At 68.9% G+C, this 23499-nt stretch carries 20 protein-coding genes and 5 pseudogenes; 4 read left to right on the forward strand and 21 right to left on the reverse strand.

Features of this window, described 5'->3' with window-relative positions; all coding sequences use genetic code 11:
- Positions 1–13: 13 nt before the first annotated feature.
- From ACIHCQ_RS20605 to betA, 3 genes are all read right to left on the reverse strand, one after another.
- A complete protein-coding gene (locus ACIHCQ_RS20605; RefSeq protein ID WP_399664012.1) occupies positions 14–1447 on the reverse strand; it encodes an aldehyde dehydrogenase family protein in 1434 nt (477 codons plus the stop codon).
- Positions 1448–1734: 287 nt separating this feature from the next.
- Positions 1735–2547 carry a 5,10-methylenetetrahydrofolate reductase gene (locus ACIHCQ_RS20610; RefSeq protein ID WP_399664014.1) on the reverse strand — a complete coding sequence of 271 codons (813 nt, stop codon included), beginning with the start codon at positions 2545–2547 and terminating at the stop codon, positions 1735–1737.
- A gap of 27 nt (positions 2548–2574) precedes the next feature.
- Positions 2575–4245: a choline dehydrogenase gene (gene betA / locus ACIHCQ_RS20615; protein ID WP_399664016.1), complete on the reverse strand. Its 1671-nt coding sequence runs from the start codon at positions 4243–4245 to the stop codon at positions 2575–2577.
- A 208-nt stretch (positions 4246–4453) separates the two neighbouring features.
- Here betA and ACIHCQ_RS20620 point away from each other — a divergent pair, with 208 nt between their 5' ends.
- Positions 4454–5200 (forward strand): IclR family transcriptional regulator, encoded by a 747-nt coding sequence (locus tag ACIHCQ_RS20620; RefSeq protein ID WP_399664018.1) that lies wholly within the window; start codon positions 4454–4456, stop codon positions 5198–5200.
- A gap of 64 nt (positions 5201–5264) precedes the next feature.
- Here the strand turns inward: ACIHCQ_RS20620 and ACIHCQ_RS20625 are convergent, their stop codons facing one another.
- The 3 genes from ACIHCQ_RS20625 to ACIHCQ_RS20635 form a co-directional block, all read right to left on the reverse strand.
- Positions 5265–6395 carry an aromatic ring-hydroxylating dioxygenase subunit alpha gene (locus tag ACIHCQ_RS20625; protein ID WP_399664020.1) on the reverse strand — a complete coding sequence of 377 codons (1131 nt, stop codon included), beginning with the start codon at positions 6393–6395 and terminating at the stop codon, positions 5265–5267.
- Between the two features lie 129 nt (positions 6396–6524).
- Positions 6525–7688 carry an NAD(P)/FAD-dependent oxidoreductase gene (locus tag ACIHCQ_RS20630; protein WP_399664021.1) on the reverse strand — a complete coding sequence of 388 codons (1164 nt, stop codon included), beginning with the start codon at positions 7686–7688 and terminating at the stop codon, positions 6525–6527.
- Positions 7685–8047 (reverse strand): bifunctional 3-phenylpropionate/cinnamic acid dioxygenase ferredoxin subunit, encoded by a 363-nt coding sequence (locus ACIHCQ_RS20635; RefSeq protein WP_399664023.1) that lies wholly within the window; start codon positions 8045–8047, stop codon positions 7685–7687. The genes ACIHCQ_RS20630 and ACIHCQ_RS20635 overlap by 4 nt, the downstream gene beginning before the upstream one ends.
- 516 nt (positions 8048–8563) lie before the next feature.
- Between ACIHCQ_RS20635 and ACIHCQ_RS20640 the strand changes: the two genes are divergently transcribed.
- Positions 8564–8857 (forward strand): L-serine ammonia-lyase, iron-sulfur-dependent, subunit alpha, encoded by a 294-nt coding sequence (locus tag ACIHCQ_RS20640; protein WP_399664025.1) that lies wholly within the window; start codon positions 8564–8566, stop codon positions 8855–8857.
- Here ACIHCQ_RS20640 and folP read toward each other — a convergent pair.
- The 10 genes and pseudogenes from folP to ACIHCQ_RS20690 all read right to left on the reverse strand — a co-directional run bounded on the left by folP (position 8839) and on the right by ACIHCQ_RS20690 (position 18886).
- Positions 8839–9796, reverse strand: a pseudogene (gene folP / locus ACIHCQ_RS20645) (dihydropteroate synthase). The gene ACIHCQ_RS20640 and the pseudogene folP sit on opposite strands and share 19 nt — an antisense overlap.
- Entirely contained in the window at positions 9793–11022 is a 1230-nt protein-coding gene (locus tag ACIHCQ_RS20650) for an NAD(P)/FAD-dependent oxidoreductase (RefSeq protein ID WP_399664026.1), read from the reverse strand. Before ACIHCQ_RS20650 ends, folP begins: the two are co-directional and overlap by 4 nt.
- Positions 11019–11384: a bifunctional 3-phenylpropionate/cinnamic acid dioxygenase ferredoxin subunit gene (locus tag ACIHCQ_RS20655; RefSeq protein ID WP_399664028.1), complete on the reverse strand. Its 366-nt coding sequence runs from the start codon at positions 11382–11384 to the stop codon at positions 11019–11021. The genes ACIHCQ_RS20650 and ACIHCQ_RS20655 overlap by 4 nt, the downstream gene beginning before the upstream one ends.
- A gap of 276 nt (positions 11385–11660) precedes the next feature.
- Positions 11661–12628: pseudogene (locus ACIHCQ_RS20660) on the reverse strand (chorismate-binding protein).
- Between the two features lie 152 nt (positions 12629–12780).
- Positions 12781–13416, reverse strand: coding sequence for an MBL fold metallo-hydrolase (locus ACIHCQ_RS20665; protein ID WP_399664030.1), 636 nt, complete (start codon positions 13414–13416; stop codon positions 12781–12783).
- Positions 13416–14501: an S-(hydroxymethyl)mycothiol dehydrogenase gene (locus ACIHCQ_RS20670; protein ID WP_399664032.1), complete on the reverse strand. Its 1086-nt coding sequence runs from the start codon at positions 14499–14501 to the stop codon at positions 13416–13418. Before ACIHCQ_RS20670 ends, ACIHCQ_RS20665 begins: the two co-directional genes overlap by 1 nt.
- Before the next feature lie 296 nt (positions 14502–14797).
- A complete protein-coding gene (locus ACIHCQ_RS20675) occupies positions 14798–16435 on the reverse strand; it encodes a BCCT family transporter (protein WP_399664034.1) in 1638 nt (545 codons plus the stop codon).
- A gap of 731 nt (positions 16436–17166) precedes the next feature.
- A complete protein-coding gene (locus ACIHCQ_RS20680) occupies positions 17167–18036 on the reverse strand; it encodes an SGNH/GDSL hydrolase family protein (protein WP_399664035.1) in 870 nt (289 codons plus the stop codon).
- A 38-nt stretch (positions 18037–18074) separates the two neighbouring features.
- The gene (locus ACIHCQ_RS20685; protein WP_399664037.1) at positions 18075–18401 is read right to left on the reverse strand and encodes a hypothetical protein; all 327 of its coding nucleotides are present in this window, start codon (positions 18399–18401) and stop codon (positions 18075–18077) included.
- A complete protein-coding gene (locus ACIHCQ_RS20690; protein WP_399664039.1) occupies positions 18398–18886 on the reverse strand; it encodes a hypothetical protein in 489 nt (162 codons plus the stop codon). Before ACIHCQ_RS20690 ends, ACIHCQ_RS20685 begins: the two co-directional genes overlap by 4 nt.
- Positions 18887–18974: 88 nt before the next feature.
- Here ACIHCQ_RS20690 and ACIHCQ_RS20695 point away from each other — a divergent pair, with 88 nt between their 5' ends.
- Positions 18975–19271, forward strand: coding sequence for a hypothetical protein (locus ACIHCQ_RS20695; RefSeq protein WP_399664041.1), 297 nt, complete (start codon positions 18975–18977; stop codon positions 19269–19271).
- Positions 19272–19981: 710 nt separating this feature from the next.
- On the opposite strand, the gene ACIHCQ_RS20700 is transcribed toward ACIHCQ_RS20695, so the two are convergent.
- Both ACIHCQ_RS20700 and ACIHCQ_RS20705 read right to left on the reverse strand, forming a co-directional pair.
- Entirely contained in the window at positions 19982–20218 is a 237-nt protein-coding gene (locus ACIHCQ_RS20700; RefSeq protein ID WP_399664043.1) for a 6-pyruvoyl trahydropterin synthase family protein, read from the reverse strand.
- An 85-nt stretch (positions 20219–20303) separates the two neighbouring features.
- On the reverse strand, positions 20304–21035 hold the full coding sequence (locus tag ACIHCQ_RS20705; RefSeq protein WP_399664045.1) for an Ig-like domain-containing protein: 732 nt from the start codon (positions 21033–21035) through the stop codon (positions 20304–20306).
- Between the two features lie 274 nt (positions 21036–21309).
- Here ACIHCQ_RS20705 and ACIHCQ_RS20710 point away from each other — a divergent pair.
- Positions 21310–21606 (forward strand): annotated as a pseudogene (locus tag ACIHCQ_RS20710) (transposase); the annotation flags it as partial.
- Positions 21607–21729: 123 nt separating this feature from the next.
- Here the strand turns inward: ACIHCQ_RS20710 and ACIHCQ_RS20715 are convergent.
- The 3 genes and pseudogenes from ACIHCQ_RS20715 to ACIHCQ_RS20725 all read right to left on the reverse strand — a co-directional run.
- Positions 21730–21837: pseudogene (locus ACIHCQ_RS20715) on the reverse strand (hypothetical protein); the annotation flags it as partial.
- 197 nt (positions 21838–22034) lie between these two features.
- Complete coding sequence (locus ACIHCQ_RS20720) at positions 22035–22466, reverse strand: tetratricopeptide repeat protein (protein ID WP_399664047.1); 432 nt, start codon at positions 22464–22466, stop codon at positions 22035–22037.
- A 226-nt stretch (positions 22467–22692) separates the two neighbouring features.
- Positions 22693–23498: pseudogene (locus ACIHCQ_RS20725) on the reverse strand (LLM class flavin-dependent oxidoreductase).
- Position 23499: the final 1 nt, after the last annotated feature.

Consider the following 23499-nt stretch of genomic DNA (forward strand, 5'->3'; position numbering starts at 1 on the left):
CTCTTTTCGGCGTTCAGCCGCGGAACCAGTGCTGCGGCCGGGGTTGGATGTTCTGCCAGATGTGTTTGGGCTCTCGGTACTCGTCCAGGCCGGTCGGTCCCAGCTCCCGGCCCACACCGGAGTGCCCGAAGCCACCCCATTCCGCCTGCGGAACATAGGGGTGGTAGTCGTTGATCCACACCGTGCCGTGGCGCAGTCGGCGGGCGACCCGCTGGGCCTTCCCGGCGTCCTGCGTCCAGACGGCTCCGGCCAGTCCGTACTCGGTGTCGTTGGCGATGCGTACGGCGTCGTCCTCGTCGTGGAATCGCTCCACGGTGAGCACGGGGCCGAAGGACTCCTCGTGCACCACACGCATGTCCTGACGGCACTCGTCGAGCACGGTGGGCGGATAGTAGTGGCCGTTCGCCAGTGCGGGGTCACTGGGGCGTTCGCCACCGCAGCGCAGTACGGCGCCTTCGGCGAGGCCCGCCGCGACATACGCCCCGACCTTCTCCAGGTGCTGCGCGGAGATCAGCGCTCCGGTCTCGGCCTGGGGATCAAAGGGCCCACCGAGGCGGATCTGCCGGGCACGGCGGACGACCTCGTCGACGAAAGCGTCGTGGAGGAAGTCCTCGACGATCAGGCGGGCTCCGGCCGAGCAGACTTGCCCGGAGTGCAGGAAGACGGCGTCGGCGAAGACGACGTTCGGGTTCTTGCCGCCAAGTTCCAGCGCCACCCTCTTCACGGTCGAGGCGGCCGTGGCCATGATGCGCCTACCGGTCTCCAGGCCCCCGGTGAAGGAGACCATGTCGACGGCCGGGTCTTCAGAGAGCGGTGCGCCCACCTCGGGTCCGGTGCCCAGGACGAGATTGGCGGCACCGGCCGGGAGCCCGGCCTCCTGAAGTGCCCTCATCAGCAGGATCGACGTGGAAGGCGTGAGCTCACTGGGCTTCAGGACGATCGTGTTGCCCGCGAGCAGGGCGGGCGCGACCTTCCACGACGCCTGGAGCAGCGGATAGTTCCAGGGAGTGATCAGCCCGCACACGCCGACCGGTTCGTACACGACGCGGCTGACGGCGTCGTCTCGACCGGTGTCGATCACCCGGCCGGCATCGGCGCCCCCGATCCCGCCGTAGTAGCGGAAGCAGGAGACGACATCGGCGATGTCGTACTCGCTCTCCACCAGCCGCTTGCCGGTGTCCAGCGATTCGGCGCGGGCGAACTCCTTGGCGTCGCGCTCGATGAGCTCGGCGGTGCGCAGCAGCAGCGCACCGCGCTCTCGCTCGGGGGTGCGCGGCCAGGGCCCTTCGTCGAAGGCCCGGCGGGCCGCGGTGATGGCCGCTTCGGTGTCGGGACGCATCCCTTCGGACACGGTCGCGGCAAGCGTGCCATCAGCGGGACAGCGGATTTCCCGGTAGCCGCCGGCCACCGGATCCCGCCATTCTCCGTCCACATACAGCTCTGCCATGCGGGGAGCCCTTCGAGGGAATTTCGTTGCGCATTGCGCACCGCATTGCTTGTGATGGAACACTTTGGAGAATGCGTGGACCCACGTCAAGGGGTTGAAGGATGACGATTTCACCAAGCGGACAGCTGTCCCGCCCGCCCTTTGACCGCAAGCCGCGCCCGAGGCTCAGGTGCTCGCGAGTGCGGTGAAGGGATCGCCGGCCGGAGCTGTATCCCGGCTCCGCCCGGCTCTGTATACGGCCTCTGGCGGTGAGAGCACTGCACCCCCGGTCACTGTTGAGGCGCGGCTCAGCTGCTCAACCGGTCAAGCACAGCGCGGCGCCACCGCTCGGTCTCGGCGATCTGATTGAAGGTGAAGAGGTGCAGGCCGGCCACTCCCGCCGAGGGCGCGGTGAGCGCCTCGGCACTGCGTGCGAGCAGCCGCTCGGGCGAGTAGCCGCCGGGGGCCGCGAAGCGCAGGAACCAGGAGGGGTGCTTGGTCAGAAAGCGGGTCGACTCCCCCACGCCGATCTTCGCCGCCATGGACAGCAGCTTCGCCCGCTGTACCGGCCCCGCGACGCCCACATGGACGGGCAGGGTGACGTCGCGGCGGCGAATCCGGCCGATCCAGTCACCCAGCACCCGCGGATCGAAACACAGGTTGCTGACGATGTACGTGGCGTGCACCCGCTTGTCCCACATCGCCTGGATGGTGAGGTCGTCGTGGATGAACGGGTGGCTCTCTGGATAGCCGGTGATGCCGACATGAGCGAAGGGGCTGCCCAGCTCTCTCAGCCTGCGCAGCACCGGTAGCGCCCCGTCGTAGGCCCCGGCCGGCGGATCAGCGTCGCCCGCCGGGACGAAGACGTCTTCGACGCCCGCCTCGCGAAGCCGGTCGACGACGTCCTTCAGGTGCACGTCGTCCCGCAGCAGCCGCGCGGGCACATGCGGGACGACGCGGTAGCCGTGCGCTGCGAGCCGGGTGGCGAGGTCGAGCGTCGGCTTCAGGCCCTTGACCGGCGACGCCGTCACGGTGACGACGACGTCGCGCGGGACATGGGCGAGGATCTTGTCCTCGGTCGCCTTCGCGGGCAGCACCTCATAACGGACGCTGCGCAGCATTGCGCGGAAGAGTTCGCCGTCCAAGGTTTACCCGACCGGCTTCTGGGCGTCGCGGTGCCGGTAGTACGCGGCCTTGGAGGGCGGCAGCGGCTCCTTGCCGAGGATGAGGTCCGCCGCCTTTTCCGCGATCATCATCACCGGAGCGTAGATATTGCCGTTGGTGACATAGGGCATCACCGACGCGTCGACGACGCGCAGCCCTTCCACCCCGTGCACGCGCATGCTGGTGGGATCGACGACGGACATCTCGTCGGTGCCCATCTTGCAGGTGCAGGAGGGGTGGAGGGCGGTCTCACCCTCCTTGGCGACCCAGGCGAGGATCTCCTCGTCGGACTCCACGGACGGGCCGGGCGAGATCTCCCCGTCGTTGTACGGGGCCATGGCGGGCTGGTTGAGGAGCTTGCGGGCCACCCGGATCGCCTCGACCCACTCGCGGCGGTCCTGCTCGGTGGAGAGATAGTTGAAGCGAAGCGCCGGGTGCTCGCCGGGGTTCTTGCTCTTGATCTTCACCGAGCCGATGGCGTCGGAGTACATGGGCCCGACGTGCACCTGGTAGCCGTGCCCGCCGGAGGGCGAGGAGCCGTCGTAGCGGACCGCGATGGGCAGGAAGTGGAACATCAGGTTGGGGTAGCCAACGTCCTCGTTGCCGCGGGCGAAGCCGCCGGCCTCGAAGTGGTTGGTCGAGGCGGGGCCCTTGCGGAAGAGCCACTGCAGGCCGATGAAAGGGGCGCGCCACTTGGCCATGTACGGCTGCATGGAGACGGGCTGTTTGCAGGCGTACTGGATGTACACCTCCAGGTGGTCCTGCATGTTCTCGCCTACGCCCGGCAGGTCGTGGACGACGTCGATGCCGAGCGCGCTCAGTTCCGCGGCGTTGCCGACGCCGGAGAGCTGCAGCAGCTGCGGGGAGTTGATCGCGCCGCCGCAGAGGATGACTTCGCGGGCCCGGACCTGCTGAGGAGCGCCGCGTCCGCGCCGGTACTCGACACCGACGGCGCGCTTGCCCTCGAACAGGACACGGGTGACCAGGGCGCGTGTCGTGACGGTGAGGTTGGGCCGCTTCTCGACCGGCTTGAGGTACGCCTTCGAGGCCGACAGTCGGCGTCCGCGGTGAACGTTGCGGTCGAAGGGGGCGAAGCCCTCCTGCTGGTAGCCGTTGACGTCGTCGGTGCGGGGGTAGCCGGCCTCCTGGACGGCCTCAAGGAAAGCGGTGAAGAGCGGGTTGGTGGCCGGGCCGCGCTCAAGGACGAGGGGGCCGTCGTGGCCGCGGAACTCGTCGTCCGGGTCGGCCGCGAGACAGTTCTCCAGCCGCTTGAAGTACGGCAGACAGTGCGCGTAGTCCCAGGTCTGCATGCCGGGATCGGCGGCCCAGCGCTCGTAGTCCATGGGGTTGCCGCGCTGGAAGATCATGCCGTTGATACTGCTGGAACCGCCCAGCACTTTGCCGCGCGCGTGGTAGACACGCCGACCGCCCATGTGGGGCTCGGGTTCGGACTCGTACTTCCAGTCGTAGAACCGGCTGCCGATCGGGTAGGTCAGCGCCGCGGGCATGTGGATGAAGACATCCCACGGGTAGTCGGACCTGCCGGCCTCCAGCACCAGTACCTGGTTACCAGGGTCGGCGGAGAGCCGGTTGGCCAGTGCGCTGCCGGCCGATCCACCGCCGACGATAACGAAGTCGTATTGCAGGGGAGCCATGGTGCCTCGTCTCGCTCGCGCCGTAGATACGCGCGGCATGGTAGTACGAGTAGCGCATTACGCACTAGGTTGCAAGCAGCGCAACTTGTAAACTCCCTGCGCTTCCGGCCTGCTGTTTTGCGTCGGTTTTGTTTACTGCCCGTATACTGGTTTCTCTATGGGCAACTTTAGTTCACATACTGAAACAACAGGTTCGCAGACCGGCGGGGTGCAGTCCGTCGACCGTGCCATCAGCGTGCTGGAAATCCTGGCCCAGCGCGGCGAGGCCGGCGTCAGCGAGGTGGCCGCCGAGATCGATGTGCACAAGTCCACCGCATTCCGGCTGCTCGGCGCTTTGGAGGCGCGCGGTCTGGTGGAGCAGGCGGGCGAACGCGGCAAGTACCGCCTCGGCTTCGGCATTGTACGCCTCGCCGGCGCGGTCACCGGACGCATCGACGTCACCCAGCAGGCCCGCCCGGTCTGCGAGCGCCTCGCCGTGGAGTTCGGCGAGACCGTCAACATCGCTGTGATGCAGGAGCAGTACGCGGTGAACCTCCACCAGGTGCGCGGCCTGGGGGCCGTCAGCGCGCACAACTGGGTCGGCCACCTGACCCCGTTGCACGCCACCTCCAGCGGCAAGATCCTGCTGGCCCACATGCCCGCCCAGAAGCGCGCCGCGCTGCTGTCGGAGGCCGGCCTGAAGAAGGTGACCGCGCACACCCTGACCTCGAAGACGAAGCTCGAGAAGAATCTCGCCGAGACTCGGGAGCGTGGCTACTCCTGGACCATGGAGGAGCTGGAGATAGGACTCCACGCCATCGCCGCGCCGGTCCGCGGCCGGGACGGAGACGTCATCGCGGCGCTCAGCGCCTCCGGACCTGCGTACCGGCTCACCGAGGAGCGCATGCACGAGCTGGCCCCGGTGCTGGTCGAGGGCGCGGATGAGATCAGCCACCGGATGGGCCACCTGGGCTGAGCGACCGCGCGCCGCCGTCGACGACCGCGTCGGCCGCCGGGCATCGGCCCGTCGAGAACCGCGACTACTGCGACTGCCCTGTCCCAAGACGCTCCTGGACGAAGTCGTGGAACTCACCGATGTGGTGCTCGCTGGGCACCAGGACGCCGCCCTTCGCGTACAGCCGGGAGCTCATCCCGGGCTGGCAGCGCTCGCACGCGTCGAAGTCCTGCCGGTTGACGCGGTCGAAGAGCTCCACCGACCGGCTGACGTCCTTGCCGCTTTCGACGACGTGCTTGAGGTAGAGCCAGTCACACTCGACGATCGTGCGGTCCGCGGCGACCGGGTACATCCGGTGGAAGATCACGTGGTCGGGGACGAGGTTGATGAACACCTGCGGCCTGACGGTGATCGCGTAGTAGCGGCGGTCCTGATCCTCGGTGACCCCCGGAATGCGGTCCAGGCCCTCGGAGCCGTCGATGGTGAAGCCCTTGACCTCGGCGCCGAACCCCGCGCCGTGACCCACGTAGTACTGAGCGGCGTACCCGTCGGCGAACTCCGGGAGCACCTCGGTGAGTTCGGGGTGGATCGTCGCACAGTGGTAGCACTCCATGAAGTTCTCGACGATGAGCTTCCAGTTCGCCTTGACGTCATAGACGATCCGCTTGCCGACCTCGAGGTTCTCGATGTCATAGTGCTCGATCGACCCGGTGTCGCCGAGACGTGCGACCACGTCCTGCACGACCTCGTCGAAGGGAGGCGGGTTTTCCGCGAGGCACACCCACACATAGCCGAGCCACTCATGAGTCGCCACGCTCACCAAGCCGTACTCCGCGCGGCCGATGTCGGGCATCTTGGTGAGGTTGGGCGCCGCGACAAGTTTGCCCGTCAGATCGTACGTCCAGGCATGGTAGGGGCACTGGAAGGCGCGCTTGACCTCGCCGGTCTCCTCCGTGCAGAGTTTGGCCCCACGATGCCGGCAGACGTTGAAGAAGGCGCGTATGGAGTTGTCCCGTGCGCGCGTGACCAGGATGCTCTCGCGGCCCACCTCGACGGTCCGGAAGGCGCCGGGCCTGGCCAGATCGGAGGAGCGCAGGGCGCAGAACCACATCGCTTCGAAGATACGCCCCTGCTCCTGGGCGAAGATCCCCGGATCCGTGTAGGAGGAGCCGGGGAGGGTCGCGATCAGGCTGTCCGGCAGGCTGGTCGAGGTCACAGCGCACTCCTCGGGGAACGTCGTGGATCGGTCATTCACGCGCCGGGAAGAGCGACTCCGGACGGCGTTTCGTATTGAGCAACATTGCGCGCAATACGCAACTGAGCATGAGATGCCGCGTCAGCCGTGTCAAGAGGGTGCGGCAATCAGCTGTTTGCGCCAACGCATGAACACTCGTGGCTGGTTCATCGCGAGAACGGCGACCGGATGCCCGGCACGCCGGTAGACGGCCACGAAACTGCGGTCACCCGGGGCGCCTTGCTCGACGGTCACCCTGTCGGCACCGGCCGCATGACCGGCGAACTGGATCTTCACGCCGTACTGGTCCGACCAGAAGTACGGCGACCGGGGCACACCCGGATCCACCGCACCCCCCGACAGCAGCGCGGCCACGGCCGCGTCGGGCCGCTCCCGCGCACCGGTCCAGTGCTCGACGCGGCGGTGGACCCCCGCGTGAGGGTCGTACCAGGAGGCGCAGTCACCGACCGCGACCACAGCGGCCAGGCTGGTGCGGCCGTCCGCACCGCACTTGACGCCGTTGTCGAGCACGACGCCGGATCCTTCCAGCCACTCGACGCACGGGCGCGCCCCGACACCGACGACGACGGTGTCGGCGGGGACAGTGCGTCCGTCCTCGAGCAGGACCGCGTCGACTCGGGTCTCGCCGCTCAGCCCCTTGACGCCCACGCCGCACAACAGCCGTACGCCGTGGTCCGCATGGAGGGCGGAGACGATACTGCCCATGGTCTCACCGAGCGGTCCGGCCAGCGGCGTCGGCGCCGCCTCGACAACCGTCACGTCGAGCCCGAGAGCGTATGCGGTGGAGGCGACCTCGGCGCCGATGAATCCGCCGCCGATCACGACCAGCCTTCCACCCAGGGCCAGTTCGTCCCGCAGGGCGCGGGCGTCGTCCAGCGTGCGCAGGGTGTGCACACCGGCCAGACCGTCCGTGCCCGGCAGCCTCCGCGCGGCCGCGCCGGTCGCGATGACGACGCCGTCGGCCCGGACCTCTCGGCCGTCGGCGAGCCGCACGGCGCGGTGCGCGCTGTCGACTCCGGTGGCGCGGGCACCGAGCAGCCACTCCGCCTGCAAGTCCTCGCCGTCCGGCTCCAGTGCGAGATCGGCTTCACCGATGTCGCCGGCCAGGAACTCCTTGGACAGTGGCGGCCTGTCGTACGGGCGGTACGGTTCGTCGCCGATGACGACCAGCCGCCCGTCGTACCCCTGTTTCCGCAACGAACGCGCCGCCGACAGACCGGCCAGCGAGGCACCCACCACGGCCACTGTCCTCACGCGGGACCCCCGGCGAGCCGGGCCGCGACACAGGGCGGCAGGTTGGGGGCTTCCGTGGACGGCTGGACGTAGATCATGCCGTCCACCGTGAGGACCTCGTGCGTGCGGACCGGGCGCTTGGCCGGCGGAGCGTCGACAGCTCCGGTCCGGAGGTCGAACTTCGAAGCATGCAGCGGGCATTCCACCTCGCAGCCCTCCAGCCAGCCGTCGGCGAGCGAGGCGTCCTGGTGGGTGCAGGTGTCGTCGATGGCGAAGACCTCGCCGTCATCGGTGTGGAACACCGAAACCGGCGGATCGATGTCGAGCCGGTAGGCCTCGCCTCGCGGCAGATCCACGAGAAGGCACACGGGAATCATCATGACACCTCGGTGCGTATAGCGAAACGGATTGCGGTGACCGCAACGCCATTTTGAGGGCGTCCCCAAACCCTTGTCAAGGCATCCAGAGGACAGTCCGCCCCTTTCTTCGGTGTTGCTTTTAGCGCAACTCAATGCGATATAGGCAACACATTGCGGGAAGGGAGTGCGGGTGGGTGATCAGAGTCTTCGACCTGTTCAAGGCGGGCATCGGGTCGTCGAGCTCCCACACCGTGGGCCTCTGAAGGCCGCCCGCCTCTTCGTCACCGGGCTGCACAGGGCAGCGGCGTGGCGGTACTTCTCGGCCTCGCAGACGAGGTGGCCGGCCGGTTGCGGCCGCCGGTCCGCCGGGCTGTCGGTCCGCCGGTCCGCCGGGAGATGGAGTTCCGCGAGCGGCGAGTACCCGGTGCTGCACCGTCGCCGCATGCTGCCGTTCCACCCCACGGCTCGCTGTTCACAGCCCGGGTCCGCGATGACCGCGAGTTGAGCACTTACTGCTCGGTGGGAGGGGGCTTCGCCGTGGACGAGAGCCCGGTTCGCGCCGGCCTGCTGCGGGATCTGGGCGGTGCCGCGGGAGTGCGTGGACCGCGGCTGTTCACGTTCGCGCCGGACGTCAACGAGGATCACGCCTCGGGCGGGCGCGTGCTCACCGCGCCCGCCAACGGTGCGGCCGGATCGTGCCCGCGGTGCCGCACCATTCCACGCGCTTCATACCCGGGGCCGACGAGGACCGGGGTCGTCCGCTTCCTGCTCGCCGCCGACGCGGTGGGGGCGCTGTTCAAAGAGAGCGCCTTTCAGAGCGAAAGCTTCTGAACCGCCGCAGCTGTGGCTTCGAGGCCCCAGCGGGCGGTCACGCGCACCGCGTCGACCGTCGAGGCGACGTCGTGGACGCGAACGCACCAGGCGCCCTGCGCAGCGGCAAGGACGGACACCGCGGACGTGGCCGCATCCCGCTGCCGCGCCGGGCGAGGCCGGCCCGTCGCCGGGTCCGCCAGCAGATGGCCCAGAAAGGACTTCCGCGCCGCGCCCACGAGGACCGGCCGGCCGAGCGCCACGACCTCCCGGAGACGGCCCAGCAACTGCCAGTTGTGATCGGCGTGCTTGGCAAACCCAGCCCCGGGTCAAGGATGAGGCAGTCCGACGAGATCCCGGCGTGCAGAGTCGCTTCGACCCTCAGCCTCAACTCGTCGACCACGTCGGCGACGACGTCGTCGTACGCGGCGTTCGCGGCGTTCGCCTGCATGCCGGCGGAGTGCCCGCGCCAGTGCATGACGACGTACGGCGTCCCGGCTTGTGCCATCAGCGGCAGCATCGCGGGGTCGGCGAGGCCGCCTGAGACATCGTTGACCAGCATTGCGCCGGCCTCGATGGCGCGAGCGGCGACCTCGGCCCGCATGGTGTCGACACTGACGGGCGCGCCTGCGGCAGCGAGCTCGCGGATGACCGGCAGAACGCGCCGCAACTCCTCCTCGACCGGCGGACGCGGGGCGCCGAGCGAAGCGAGATGGGGGTCCCCCCGGACGGAGTCTGGGGGAGGGTCGACTCGCCGCCCACGTCCAGGATGTCCGCGCCCTCGTCGAACAGCGCGAGGCCGTGCGTGACGGCCCGCTCCGGGTCGAACCACCGCCCACCGTCGGAGAACGAATCCGGCGTGACGTTCACAATGCCCATGACCAGGGTCCGGGCGGGCCGGGGAAGCCCTCGCGGGTACAGGGCGGGAGCCCCCTGGCCCGGCCGGATCGCGGTGCTCATGCGGTCCCGACCTGGGCCACGGCGGTGGAGAGCTGCCGACGCCAGCGTGTGAAGAGCTTGGTCCGGTCCATGCCGAGTACGGCAACCGGATGCCCGGCGCGACGGTAGACCGCGAGGAAACTGCGGTCGGCCAAGTCGCCGTCCTCGATCGTCACGCTGTCGGCCTCCGCGGCGTGCCCGGAGAACTGGATCCGCACACCGTACTGGTCGGACCAGAAGTAGGGCGGGCGAGGCGGAGCGAACGGGGCGACGCCGCCGGAGAGCAGGGCGGCCGCGGCTGCCGCCGGGCGCTCCTTGGCGCCGGTCCAGTGCTCGACCCGGCGATGGGCGGTGAGAGCCGGGTCGTACCAGGCGGCGCAGTCACCGACCGCGACGACGCCCGGGACGCTCGTGGTGCCGTCGGCCCCGCAGCGCACGCCGTTGTCGAGCACGACGCCCGACCCCTCAAGCCAGCCGGTGCAGGGAATCGCGCCGATCCCCACGACGACGGTGTCGGCCGGGATGCTGCGGCCGTCGTCGAGCAGGACCGCTGCCACCCTCGCCCGGCCACCTCCCCGGGCTGCCGCCGAGGGAATGCCCAGCGGTTCCCCCGGTTTCCCGGTCACCCCTCGCACGCCGGTACCGCACAGCAGACGAACGCCGTGATCGGCGTGCAGCACGGAGACGGCTGCCGCCATGTCCGGCCCGAGCTGACCGGAGAGCGGTGTGGGCCCGGCCGCGACGAGCGTCACTTCCAGGCCCATGCCGTAAGCGGTCGAGGCCACTTCGGCGCCGACGAACCCGCCGCCGACGACCACCAGTCGGCCGCCGCGCGCCAGGTCGTCCCGCAGGGCCCGGGCGTCGTCGAGTGTGCGCAGCACGTGCACACCGGCCAGGCCATCGCTGCCGGGCAGGGTCCGCGCGGAGGCTCCCGTGGCGACAACGACGCCGTCCGCGCGCACCGCCCTGTCGTCGGCGAGATGTACCGAGCGGTCCCTGATTCCCAGACCGACGGCTCGCGTACCGAGAATCCACTCGGCATCGAGGTCCTCGCCATCCGCCTCGAGCGCGAGCTCGGCCTCGTCCATCGTGCCGGTGAGGAACTCCTTCGACAACGGCGGCCTGTCGTACGGTCGGTGGGACTCCTCGCCGATGATGACGAGGCGTCCGTCGTAGCCCTGACCGCGCAGCGAGCGGGCAGCGGACAGTCCGGCGAGCGAGGCGCCCACGATGGCCACGGTCTTCATGCGAGGCCTCCGGCCAAGCGTGCGACAGCGCAGGAGGCCGGCAGGTTCGGCACGGCGTCGGACAGCACTACGCAGATCATGCCGTCCTCGACGAGGACCTTGTGGGTGCGCACCGGGAGCCTGGCCGGAGGGGCGTCCACGCTGCCGGTGCGCAGGTCGAACTTCGAGGCGTGCAGCGGGCATTCGACCTCGCACCCCTCCAGCCAGCCGTCGGACAGCGAGGCGTCCTGATGGGTGCAGGTGTCGTCGATGGCATAGACCTCGCCGTCCTCGGTGTGGAACACCGCGACGGGCGGGTCGGACTCGAGCCGGTAGGCCTCGCCTCGCGGCAGATCGGCGAGACGACACGCGGGAATCATCATGACACCCCGTTGCACATAGAGAAACAGTTAGCAATCTACGCAACGAGTTTCCGGGCGGCGCCGAGCCCTGTCAAGGGTCCAGGAAGGGCGACAAACGGCGACTTCCGGACTGCACGTCGCACTAGCCAGGGCAATCACCTGGGGAATTCGCCCTCCCGTTGCGGCGCACACCGGTTGGAGCGCCGGGGAAAGACAGTCAGCAGGCGATCGCGGTCCGCACGCACCACGGAGAGGCGGTCAATGCGGTATGCGTGGCGCTGCGCCGCCGACGGTCGTTCACACAGCGCGGGGCTTCTCCGCCCCCTGACGCGGCCTCGATGCCAGAGCCGGCAGCCGAGAGGCCTTCAGTTCGGTCTCGTCCCACTCCTGCTCCGGGTCGGATCCCCAGGTGATGCCGGCTCGCCGGTCCCCCGGTCGGCGTCGACTCAGCCGATGCCACCGCGGTACGGGCCGCGGGACGCGGTCTCCAGCGCGTCGATGATGCGCAGCGCGCTGGACTTGGGCGCACCCGTGACGGAGCCTGGCGGGAACGTTCCGGTAATCAGTTCGGGGCCCACACGCCCTCCGCCAGCTCGCCACGCACGGTGGAGACGAGATGCACCAGGCCCGGGTGCCGCTCGACGGCGCACAGGGCCGGGACGGTCACGGATCCGGTGGCGCAGACCCGCCCCAGGTCGTTGCGGACCAAGTCCACGATCATCACGTTCTCGGCGTGGTCCTTGCCCAGCAGGTCCTCCGCCGTGCGCCCGGTGCCCTTGATCGGCCCGGACTCGACGGTCCGGCCGCACGACGCGGGAAGAGCTCGGGCGAGGCGGTGGCCACTTCGACACCATGCGCGGGGAGCCGGACCGTACCGGCGTACGGCACGGGGTTGCCGCGGGCGAGCAGCGCTGTCAGCGCGTCGGCGGCGGCCGGGGCGGGCAACGGCGCGGACAGCACCCGGCAGAGGTTGGCCTGGTAGACATCGCGCGCCGCTATGTGCTCGCGGATGCGGCGCACGCCCGCGGTATAGGCGGCGCGGTCCAGCGACGAAGTCCAGTCGCCGGCAGTCGGCCCGCGCCAGGCCCCAGGCCCTGGGGCGGGCAGGCGGGCACCGGTTCGGTGCGCACGGCACCGAACCGGGCGCAGACCAGGCGGCCCTCGAAGTCAGCGACGACCGCCCAGACGCCGGAGGAGTCCAGGGCTGCGGGGTCGCTGGTGACGTCACGCAGATCGGTGGCAACAAGCCCGCCGAAACGGGCCATGGGGGCAAGGTCGTACACGGTCGCGAGTCCAGTGAGCCGGGTCAGGGGTTTCCTTGACAGTGGGCACCGGGTCGAGGCTCTCGTCTGCGGGTCTCGCCCGAAAAGGAGCGGTTGCAGTCGATCGCCCCGGCGCGGCATGGCTGCGCCCGCGGTCACCAGCCGCGGGCCGCCCACTCCTGAAGGTGCGGTGATTCCGCGGCGATGCTGGTCGTCTCGCCGTGTCCGGTGTGGACGACCGTCTCGCCCGGGAGCGTCAGCAGCCGGTCACCGATCGAGGTGATGATCGTGCCGAAGTCGCTGTACGAGCGCCCGGTCGCGCCGGGCCCTCCCGCGAACAGCGTGTCGCCGCTGAACAGCGCTCCCAGTTCGGGTGCGTGCAGGCACACGGCCCCCGGAGCGTGTCCCGGCGTATGGAGGACGTGCAGGCCGATGCCCGCCACCTTGAGCACGTCGCCGTCGGCGAGCGCGCGGTCGGGTCGCCGGTTCGGGTGCACCATCTTCCAGAGCACCTGGTCGTCGGGGTGCAGGAGGATAGGCGCGCCCGTGACGTCCGCGACGTCCGGCGCCGCGTTCACATGGTCGTCGTGGGCGTGGGTGCACACGATGGCCGACAGGCGGCGGTCGCCGACGGCGGCCAGGATGGACCTGGCGTCGTGTGCCGCGTCGATGACGACGACCTCGTCGTCATCACCGACGAGCCAGACGTTGTTGTCGACTTCCCAAGTGCCGCCGTCGAGGCTGAAGGTCCCGCTGGTGACGAGGTGTTCGATGCGCGGTGCGCCGGCCATCACAGCACCACCACGGAGCGCAGCACGTCACCGCGGTGCATCTTCTCGAACGCCTCCTCCACGTCGCCGAGGCCGATGGTCTCGGAGACGAATGCGTCCAGGTCGAAACGCCCTGCCAGGTACAGGTCGATGAGCGCCGGGAAGTCGCGCGAGGGCAGGCAGTCGCCATACCAGCTGGACTTCAGCGAGCCGCCGCGCCCGAAGACGTCGAGCAACGGCAGCTCCACGGTCATCTCCGGGGTGGGCACGCCGACCAGGACGACCGTACCGGCCAAGTCGCGGGCGTAGAAGGCCTGCTTGTACGTCTCGGGGCGGCCGACCGCCTCGACGACCACGTCCGCGCCGAAGCCCCCGGTCAGCTCGCGCACCGCTTCCACGACGTCTGCCGTCGTCCCGTCGACCGTATGGGTGGCCCCCATGCTCATGGCCCGCTCCAGCTTGCGCTGGTCGACGTCGACGGCGATGACCTTGGTCGCGCCGGCGAGCTTCGCCCCCGCGACCGCGGCCATTCCGACCCCACCGCAGCCGATGACGGCGACGGAGTCTCCGCGGCCGACGGCGCCGGTGTTCACGGCCGCGCCGAAGCCCGCCATGACGCCGCATCCGAGCAGGCCGGCGGCGGCCGCCGGAGCTGCCGGGTCCACCTTGGTGCACTGCCCGGCGGCAACCAGCGTCTTCTCCGCGAAGGCACCGATGCCGAGTGCGGGTGAGAGCGGAGTGCCGTCGAGCAGTGTCATCGGCTGCGTCGCGTTGTGGGTGGAGAAGCAGTACCAGGGCTTGCCCTTGCTGCAGGCCCGGCACTGACCGCAGACCGCACGCCAGTTCAAGATGACGAAGTCACCCGGTTCGATGCTGGTGACACCCTCGCCGACGGCCTCGACGCGGCCCGCCGCCTCGTGCCCCAGGAGGAAGGGGAAGTCGTCGTTGATCCCGCCCTCCCGGTAGTGCAGATCGGTATGGCAGACGCCGCACGCCTCGACCTTGACCAGCGCCTCGCCCGGACCGGGGTCGGGGACGACGATCGTTTCGACGGAGACCGGTGCGCCCTTCTTCCGGGCGACGACAGCACGAACCTCTTGAGCCATGAGTTACTCCTCGAGCGGGAAACTCTCGCATGTGCGTTGCCTAATGCGATACACGAACCTTGATACGCAACAGAGCATCGGGGAGGAAGGGCCGAGGGTCAAGAGGTCGCCTCGAATCAGGTCGACTCGGCCGGATCCGCGGGGGCGGAACGCAGTCGCGGCATGGCCCGACCGCAGCCCCGGGCGCGGACCGCGGCCAACGAGTCCGGGCGCACGCAAGGGCGGCATCCAAGGGATGCGGTTCCTCGCGTGCGCCCAGTTCCGCCGGAATTCGCCCCGTTACCCGATCAGACAGCTCAGCCCGCGGCCTGCGGATCCGCCATGACCTCGGCCAGCTGCGCACCGTCGCCCGGCTCCCGTTCGTCGCCGACGCCGGCAGTGTCCTCACCCACTGTGGCCCCTTCCCTTGCCCCTTCCCCCCTCGGCTCGGCGCGCAGCGCCTTCACCAGGGAGACACACATGCCGATCATCACGAAAAGGAACGGGAAGGCGGCGATGATGGCCACCTGCTTGACCGCCTCCAAGCCACCGGCCAGCAGCAGGACGGCCGCGACCAGACCGGTCAGCGTGCCCCAGAGAATCACGACGGGGCGGCTGGGGCTCATATTGCCCCGGCTGGAGAGCATGCCCAGCACCACGGAGGCCGCATCGGCACCGCTGACGAAGAACAGGCCGACCAGAATGATCACCAGTACTGAGGTGATGGGGAACCAGGGAAGGTTCTGCAAGGTGGCGAACAGGCCCGCTTCCTCACCCTTGGCGACCGCCGCGGACAGATTACCGCCATGCATTTCCTGGTTCAGGGCGGTACCGCCGAGGATCGCGAACCACACGACGCTCACCGCGCTCGGCGCGATGACCACACCGACGATGAACTCCCGGATCGTACGGCCGCGAGAGATCCGCGCGATGAACGTGCCCACGAACGGCGTCCAGGAGATCCACCACGCCCAGTAGAAGACCGTCCAGCCGGAGAGCCATTCGCCGCCGCCGAAGGCACCCGTCTTGAAACTCATCTTCGGGAGCGAGGCCAGGTAGCCCCCCAGCGCCTCGGCCTGGCTGTTCAGGATGAACACCGTGGGGCCCACTACGAAGACGAACAGCAGCAGGATGGCGGCCAGGATCATGTTGCCGTTGCTCAGCCACTGGATGCCGCGATGCACCCCGGAGAGAGCGGAGACCACGAACATGACGGTCAGGACCGCGATGATCAATACGGCCAGTCCGGTGGAGTCGGCTATCCCCCAGAGCTCGTTCAGGCCGCTGTTGATCTGCAACGCGCCGAGCCCGAGGGAGACGGCGGAGCCGAAGAGGGTGGCGAAGATCGCCAGAATGTCGATGGACTTGCCCAGCGGTCCGTCGACTCGGTCACCGAGCAGTGGACGGAAGGCGGAGCTGATGAGACCGTTGCCCCCCTTGCGGAATCCGAAATAGGCGAGCGCCAGGCCGGCGACTGCGTACATCGCCCAAGGATGGATCGCCCAGTGGAAATACGAGTACTCCAACGCCACCCGGGCCGCGTCCTCGGTACCCGCCTTGGCAGTGCCCGGCGGGGGGCTGGACATGTGCATAATCGGCTCACTCGCCCCATAGAACATCAGACCGATGCCCATGCCGGCGCTGAACATCATCGCCACCCAGGAGGCCGTGCTGAAATCCGGGCGGTCACTGTCCTTGCCGAGCCGGATGCCGCCGAACCGGCTGAACGCCAGCACGGCCGCCAACAGCACGAATCCGGAACTGGTCAGGACGAAAAGCCAGCCGAAGTTCTCAATGATCCGACCCAGCGTGGCTTCGGCCACCGAAGCGAGATTGTCAGTGAAGAACACTCCCCACGCCACAAAGAGGGCAGTCAGCGTCACGGATATGTAGAGGACTGCCGGATCCACCCGAGCCAGGGCCGATCTCGCTTGCTTCGTCGTTGCGGTACTCATCCGGAGCCTTCCGAAAAAGGATGTAGGGGGGTCTCTTTCCTGTGGGACCGCCACACAGAGGTGCGCAACCCGCAACCATAAGCTTGATGCGCAACACAGTTCCTTCCAGGCCCCGCTACGTCAAGCCCCGTACACCCATCGTTCTCGCGGGAGGCCGGTATGCGAGATGAGCACCCTGATCGAAGGGCGGCCTCCGTGGGCGGACCCCCAACACGGCAACCGCCAACGGAACCAAGCTGATCCTGTGGACCGCAACGGCCAGGCCAACCAGAAGTGGCCACTCACCTGACACTCCCAGCACGTCCCTGACCACCACGGCACACTTGGGTTCCGGCAAACGCGCCAACGGTTGCCGGAACTGTGCGCAAGCCCTTGCGCGCCTTCCGTCCGGTCCACCCCGGCCAGGCAGCTCTGCCGCTACTTGACGAGCTGCGACTCGAACGTGCCGGCCACCACTGGCTCCACCGCGATCTCGCTCATCTCACGTCGCTTCCGTGATCAGCAGATCAGCCGGTGATTGGACACTCCCCTGCCGGGCGCGGCAAAACTCCGGCGGCGGTGCGGCCCCGGATCCCGACAAGCTGTCGTAGCCGTGGAGCGATCTCTCGCCCGCGGTGCCGGCGGAGACCACGAGACCGGTTCTCACCCCACCGGACCGTACGCCGCGGCACAACACTGGCCGCGGCGAACGGCGTCGCGCCGCGAGATCAGGGGGTGAGTCCCCGCCGGCGCTACTTGAGATACGCGGCGAGCGCGAGGTTCTGCCGGCGCACGTCACCGGCGACGAGCCCGGCGACCCGCTGCGCGCCGTAGGTTTCGAAATGGGTGTGGTCGTTGCAGAAGAAGGCTCCTACAGGACCCGATCCGTAGTCGCCGTTGTTGGGGCAGAAGCGAAGGCTGTCGTAGAGCGAGACGCTCAACGTCTGCAGGTCGATGACCGGCGCTCCGGTGGCGGCTCCGGCGGCGAAGGTCTGGTTGACGAAGCCGCGGTTCTTGGTCGCCGTGCTGCCGGAACAGGTGATGGCGGCCACCGGGGTGAGCAGCACCGGGTGCGCGCCCCGGGCCAGGGCGGCCTGCGCCATCATGGTCATCAGCTGCTGGTAGCGGGCGGTGCCGACGTGCCGGGGGCAGGTCGAGGAGGAGTCGTTGATGCCGAACTGGATGAACCGGTAGTCGCCGGCCTTCATCCCGGTGCTCGCGTTCAGCATGGCCTGCCAGCGAGCCGAGTACGTGGGGGACGTGATGACGCACTCGCCGTTGGAGCCCTTGGTGCTGCTCACGTTGGACTCATACAGCCAGGTCTGGATGCTGCGGCCTCCCACGGCGTGGTTCCTGACGGTCACGTCGGTGTTGAACTCAGCGGCGAACGGGCTGCCCCAGCCGACCGGGCAACGGCCGCTCGGGTTGGCCATGGTGGAGTCACCGGCCAGCCACACAGTGACCGGCTGGGCCGCCGCGCGTGCGGCCGGGCCCGCGGCGCTGGAGACGTCGGTGCAGTTCACCGCAGTGCTGTCGGCCGCCGAGGCGGCGCGAACGCCGAGGCTCGACAAGGCGATGACCAGTGCGGTGGTGATGAGTATCCGTATCCGTAAGTTTTTCATGGCGTTTCCTCCCAGGGACGGACTCCGCCCCGCGTCGGTCAGCGCAGGTACGCGGCCAGGGACAGTCGCTGCTCCCGGATGCTCTGGAGCACCAGCCCGCCGATCTGGGTCGCGCCGTACTGCGAGAAGTGGGTGTTGTCCGTGACGCCGTCGACGGATGAGCGCAGGAAGAGCTGTGCGGAGGCGGACGGGCCGAGGGACTCGACCAGCGCCTTGCTCCTGGCGGTCAGATCGATCACCGGCACGTTCTGCGCCGCACCGACCGAGCGCATTTCGGCGGGCAGGTTAACGCCGACGCCGTTGACGTGCAGCGCCGTAGGCGTGAGCCGGTTGCCGTCGAACAGCCGTCGGACCGGTGGCGTCACCAGGACCGGGACGCCCCCTTCGCACGGACCCGCGTGATCATGGACGTGAGGTTGCCCCGGAAAGCGGACGCGCTGGTCTGCTTGTCGTTGTGTCCGAACTGGATGAAGACCGGGTCGTTCGCCCTGACCTTCGACAGCAGCGCCGGGAAGAGCGCAGAGTTACTCAGGAATCTGCCCGAACTCTCTCCAGAGTCGGCGTAGTTGGCGATGACCGCGCCGGGATGCACCGCAGTCGTGATCATTTGACCACACCTGGTGTACGGAGCGGTCGGCTGGTCGCACACGGTCGAGTCACCGGCCAGGTAGGCGACCAGCGGCTGGGTCGCCGGCTTCACCGAGACGGCCGAGACCTGCGGGTTGGACCCCGTGAACCGGATGTCCAGACCGGGATTCCCGGTACCGCCCTGACCGGTCGGCTGGCCCTCCGGTTGGCGCACGTTGACCGTGAACGAGTACGTGGCGACGGCTCCGGCAGCCGTTCTCATGGCCGGAAGCATCATCGGCGGTGGAGCTGGTGCCGTCAGGCCTGAGGCGGGTGCCCGGTATCGGACACCCGCGCCTGTTGAGCATGCTGTGGGCGCACTGACCGCTGAGGGGCACCCGGCCGCTCCGCAAATCGCGCAGGTGGCTCTGGTCGATCTGGAGGGCTTGGCCGATGCCGTGGCGGCGATGGTCGGTGGCACGGTGACGATCGAGGACGTGCAGTCCCGGGTGCTCGCCTCCTCGTCCACGCATGAGGACGTGGACGAGTTGCGCCGACGGACCATCCTCGGCCGCCGAGTGCCGCCTTCGACGGTGGCTGCGCTGCGAGAGACCGGGTTCTTTCCGTGTGCTGTGGGGTTCGGGGGATGTGGTTCACCGCCCGGCTGAAGGGGATCTGCCCGAGCGGTCGGCCATCGCGGTCACCCCCGGCGAAGAGGTTCTGGGGTCTATCTGGTCGCGGCTGCCGGGCGGCCGTTGCTCGCGGCGGCTGCGGATGACCTGCGGGCGGCCGCGCGTGCGGCGGCACCGCGTCCGCCCCATCACCGGCAAGCGGGGGCAGGTGCAGTTGGTGCAGGCAGCGACGTGTGCGCTACTGGAGGGCCAGGGCTCCGCTGAGGCACTGGCGGCGCGCGCCGGACTGCCGGTCGAGGCCAGGTGCGCGGTCCTCGCGGTGCACTTCGTACCTGGACCGGGCGGTCATCAGGTCGGGGGCCGGCTACCGGACTTGGTGACCCTGCATTGTGCCGCGGGTCTCAGGCGGTCGTGGTGCCGATCGCTGATGGGGTGCTGGTGCTGATCGGCGGCTGGCGCCGGACTCTCAGCGCGCTGCGGACTGGGTGAATCCGTTGCCGGGCAGTTGTCCGCGACTGCCAGTGCGGGCGTACGCATCGGGGTGGGAGAGGTGTGGGCGAACATGCGTCAGGCGGCCGAGTCCCGGCGGACGGCCGAACTGACCTTGCGGGCACTGCTGTCAGGCAGCGTCGCACGCTCGGTCGCACGGGTGGACGAAGTAGCCGAGGCGGTGGCGATCCTGCACGTCATGGACGCTCCGCGCGGGGTGTTGCAACCACGGGAGCCGGCGGTGACCGCCTGGCGGCCTACAACGCCGAGCATGGCGGAGTCCTTGTTCGACTGGTCAGTGGTTGCTCAGGTGACCCGAAATCGGTCACGAAGCCCGGGTCCTCCAGGGCGGGGGCGGTGAGGATGACCTCGACCTGGTAGCTGTGTCCGTGCTGCCGCGAGCACTTGTGCTCGGGCGGGAGGCTGGGCAGCCGGTGCCCAGCCTCGAAGTCGAACTGCTTGCCAATGGTGAACGTGCCGGACGGGAGCGGCACCGAGCTGGTGTCGGGTTCCGTGAGCGCGCTGCCGGGCCGGGCCTCCCGGCCCGGCAGCGCCTCAAAACAGCCGGACGTCAGACCGCTAAAGGTCGCGGCATTGCGCCGACTTCGGACCGCTCACCGTGTTGGTCGATCCGTTGTTCACCGGTGGCTGAGCGTTTCCCCCGCACATCAGCGGGCCGTTGATCGTGTTCCCGGCGATCACGTTCCACCAATGCGTCCGCGTCACCGTCACCGGGCCGGTGATCGTATTCGGAGCACATCCCAGCACCGGGTTGCCGATCGTCACCGACGAGGTCCCGGACAATGTCACCGGGCCGGAGATCCGGCTGTCGCAGATCACCACCCCCGCCGCGTCGTCGGCCCGCACCGGGCCGGCGATCACCGCACCGTCCACCTGGAGCGAGGCACCGGCACGCACCGACACCGGGCCCGACACCGTAGCTCCGTCCAGGCAGGTCACGCCCTTGGTCACCGTCAACGGCCCGGCATGCCGGCCGGTGATCACCCGGTCACAGTCGAGGCCGGCATACGTTTCGACCACGTCGAGCATCGCCGTCACCGGACCGTACTCGGTCGCGCCGTGGACCGTGAGCCGACCAGCCGTGTCGGTGGCGCCGTCCGGTACCGAGTCCCATTCCACCGGGACCGGCTCGGTCGAACCATCGGCCATGGTCAGCACCCGCACCGAATCCGGCAGCACCACCTCGTCGCTGACCAGTGCGGACGCGTACACGGTGTCCTCCACTACGTGGGACGCGCGGCTCTTGGTGAAGATGTCGATCGACGCGTTCGGCTCCCAGGTGCCCGTCATGCCCGGTACGGCGGTGAACAAGGACTGCCATCTCGCCGGCTCCCACGCCAGCACGCCCAAGCCCTGGTTGTTCGGGATGTCGTTGGCGATCCCACCGACACCTGCGTCAACGGCAAGGGAGTCCTCACCGTTCCAATCCGGCGCATACGGAGCCGGAACGGCTTCCGGTAGTCCCGGGCGCCGAAGACCTGGACGCCGGCTCCCCACATCAGCCAACCAACCATTCGCTCATCTCACACCAGGAGTCCTCGGATGCAACGACGCACCTTCCTGAGCCAGCCTGGCCGCCTATGCGGGTCTCGCCCCGGCGACCCGCAGTTCAGGATCCGCGATCCGCGGCGAACAACCCCCCTCCCGGAGAGACAACAAGCAGCTCAAACTGGCCTTCTTCCTGTCCGCGTTGGCGGCTCTGGCCGACCCAACCTCCAGGACCTACTACGACAAGAAAATCAGCCAGGGCAAACACCACACCCAAGCCCTGCTCTGCCTCGCACGACGCAGAGCCGACGTCCTCTTCGCCATGCTCCGTGACGGGACCCTCTACGAACCTCGTCCAGCAACACCTGCATGAGAGGCAGGAAGCCTGACCAGCGACTACCGGTTCGGCCTCGCCGGGCACGTGAACCGCCACATCGTAGGTGCCGATCAGGTCGGCCAGACCACGCGGGCTCACACCCTTCCCGTTCTGCCGCTCGGGATCTGCTCCGGCTTCCAGAAGCACCCGGAGCATTGCCGGATCACCTCGGTAGTTGAACACCGCATGGAACAGAGCGGTGTTCCCATCCCTGTCGCCCACATCCACGGACGCCCCCGCCGCCAGGAGGATCTCGGCGGCCGGCGCGGCCTGGGACTGCCCGTCCCGGTCATCACCCTCGCTGGTTCCTTCGGCCGCGAGGACGTCGCTTCCCTTCGGGGGCTTCTCGGGCCGAGCGGCTTACAGACCGCGGGCGGGGACACTGGTTGACCGGTGTCCCCGCCCGCGAAAGCACTGCCCGCCGCTCAGTCGTCGTCCGGAAAATCGCCCGAGAACGCGGCAGCCATGCGCAGCCAGGACCCCGCCTCCTCGTGCCGCCCCTGACGTTCCAGCGTGCGGCCCAGCATCAGGTGGGCGTAGTGCTCCACCGGGTTACGGTCGATGACCTCGCGCAACTGCTCCTCGGCGCGCCGCAGTTGTACCGAGTGGTAGTAGGCGCGGGCCAGCAGCAGCCTGGGGCCGGTCTGCTCCGGGACCTCCTCGACGACGGCGGCGAGCGGCCTGGCGGCGCCGATGTAGTCCTTGGCCTCGAAGAGCATCCGGGCCCGTTCCCAGCGTTCGACGGTGGTCTCCTCATGCGGGACCCCTGCGCCGTTGTCGAACAGGTGCAGGGCGCTTGCCCAGCGGTCGGGCGCGACCTCGCCGTCCGCCCGGTAGTCGTTAAAGTTGTCGCTCATCAGTAACTCCTTTTCCGGTTGCCGCGCGCTCGGTACGCGCCTTCACACAGACCGGAGTGCGGCCGACTGCTGTTCGAACGGCACGACGGTCCCGGCGGACCCGACAACGGCCTGGCGGCCGCCCATGAGTCCCGCCAGTTCGTCGGCTGCCCGGCTGATCCGGGAAGCCGGACCCTCCGCACCAGCTTCAGGGGTCCGGTCCAACGCCAGGTCCTTTCGCACGGTCTCAGGCCACCGGATCCGCGGACGGCGCGTGCTCGGCGTCGCGGGTGGCGAGCAGTGTCGCGTGGGTGGGGGCATCGGGCACGTCGACTGGCCGGTTCCTGGCGAACTCCCGCCGCAGGACGGGTACGACCTCCTCGCCGAGCATGTCGATCTGCTCCAGCACGGCCTTGTGCGGGACTCCGCCGCCGTCCACGATGAACAGCTGGCGCTGGTAGTCGCCGAAGTACTCACGGAAGGTGAGCGTCTTCTCGATGACCTGCTCAGGGGTGCCGACGGTCAGCGGCGTCTGCTCCATGTACTCCTCCATGGAAATCCCGCCGCCCATCACCGGTGAGTGGTCGAAGAACGGGCGGAACTCCCGGACGGCGTCCTGGGACCTGTGGCGCATGTAGACATGGCCGCCCAGACCGGCGAGGTTGATGCCCTCGCGGATGTCCTTGCCGAACCACGGATAGACCGGTCCGGTGTTGCCGCGCCCCATCACCAGGTCCACGCGACCGTCGGCCAGGTGCTGCAGCATCGCGTAGTCCTCGGCGATCTTCACCGGGTCGTTCGTCGTGATCAGCGTGGTCGAGGTGGAGAGGATCAGCTTCTCGGTCCGCGCGGCGACGTACCCGAGCATCGTCGTCGGCGAGGACGGCACGAACGGCGGATTGTGGTGCTCGCCGGTCGCGAAGACGTCCAGCCCACCTCTTCGGCCTTCTGCGCGATGGCGACCATCGACTTGATCCGCTCGTACTCGGTCTGCCTGCGCCCCGTGGTCGGATCGGTGGTCACATCACCGACAGTGAAGATGCCGAACTGCATC

Origin of the sequence: Streptomyces sp. NPDC052236 (genome assembly GCF_044548015.1) — a bacterium.
Lineage (GTDB): Bacteria > Actinomycetota > Actinomycetes > Streptomycetales > Streptomycetaceae > Streptomyces.

Excerpts from the sequence above, each read along its gene's own strand:
- ACIHCQ_RS20605 (WP_399664012.1), bottom strand. The coding sequence starts at position 1,447 with ATGGCAGAGCTGTATGTGGACGGAGAATGGCGGGATCCGGTGGCCGGC.
- ACIHCQ_RS20610 (WP_399664014.1), bottom strand. The coding sequence starts at position 2,547 with ATGCTGCGCAGCGTCCGTTATGAGGTGCTGCCCGCGAAGGCGACCGAG.
- betA (WP_399664016.1), bottom strand. The coding sequence starts at position 4,245 with ATGGCTCCCCTGCAATACGACTTCGTTATCGTCGGCGGTGGATCGGCC.
- ACIHCQ_RS20635 (WP_399664023.1), bottom strand. The coding sequence starts at position 8,047 with ATGATGATTCCCGTGTGCCTTCTCGTGGATCTGCCGCGAGGCGAGGCC.
- ACIHCQ_RS20650 (WP_399664026.1), bottom strand. The coding sequence starts at position 11,022 with ATGAAGACCGTGGCCATCGTGGGCGCCTCGCTCGCCGGACTGTCCGCT.
- ACIHCQ_RS20655 (WP_399664028.1), bottom strand. The coding sequence starts at position 11,384 with ATGATGATTCCCGCGTGTCGTCTCGCCGATCTGCCGCGAGGCGAGGCC.
- ACIHCQ_RS20665 (WP_399664030.1), bottom strand. The coding sequence starts at position 13,416 with ATGGCCGGCGCACCGCGCATCGAACACCTCGTCACCAGCGGGACCTTC.
- ACIHCQ_RS20670 (WP_399664032.1), bottom strand. The coding sequence starts at position 14,501 with ATGGCTCAAGAGGTTCGTGCTGTCGTCGCCCGGAAGAAGGGCGCACCG.
- ACIHCQ_RS20675 (WP_399664034.1), bottom strand. The coding sequence starts at position 16,435 with ATGAGTACCGCAACGACGAAGCAAGCGAGATCGGCCCTGGCTCGGGTG.
- ACIHCQ_RS20680 (WP_399664035.1), bottom strand. The coding sequence starts at position 18,036 with ATGAAAAACTTACGGATACGGATACTCATCACCACCGCACTGGTCATC.
- ACIHCQ_RS20690 (WP_399664039.1), bottom strand. The coding sequence starts at position 18,886 with ATGAGAACGGCTGCCGGAGCCGTCGCCACGTACTCGTTCACGGTCAAC.
- ACIHCQ_RS20705 (WP_399664045.1), bottom strand. The coding sequence starts at position 21,035 with ATGACGGGCACCTGGGAGCCGAACGCGTCGATCGACATCTTCACCAAG.
- ACIHCQ_RS20720 (WP_399664047.1), bottom strand. The coding sequence starts at position 22,466 with ATGAGCGACAACTTTAACGACTACCGGGCGGACGGCGAGGTCGCGCCC.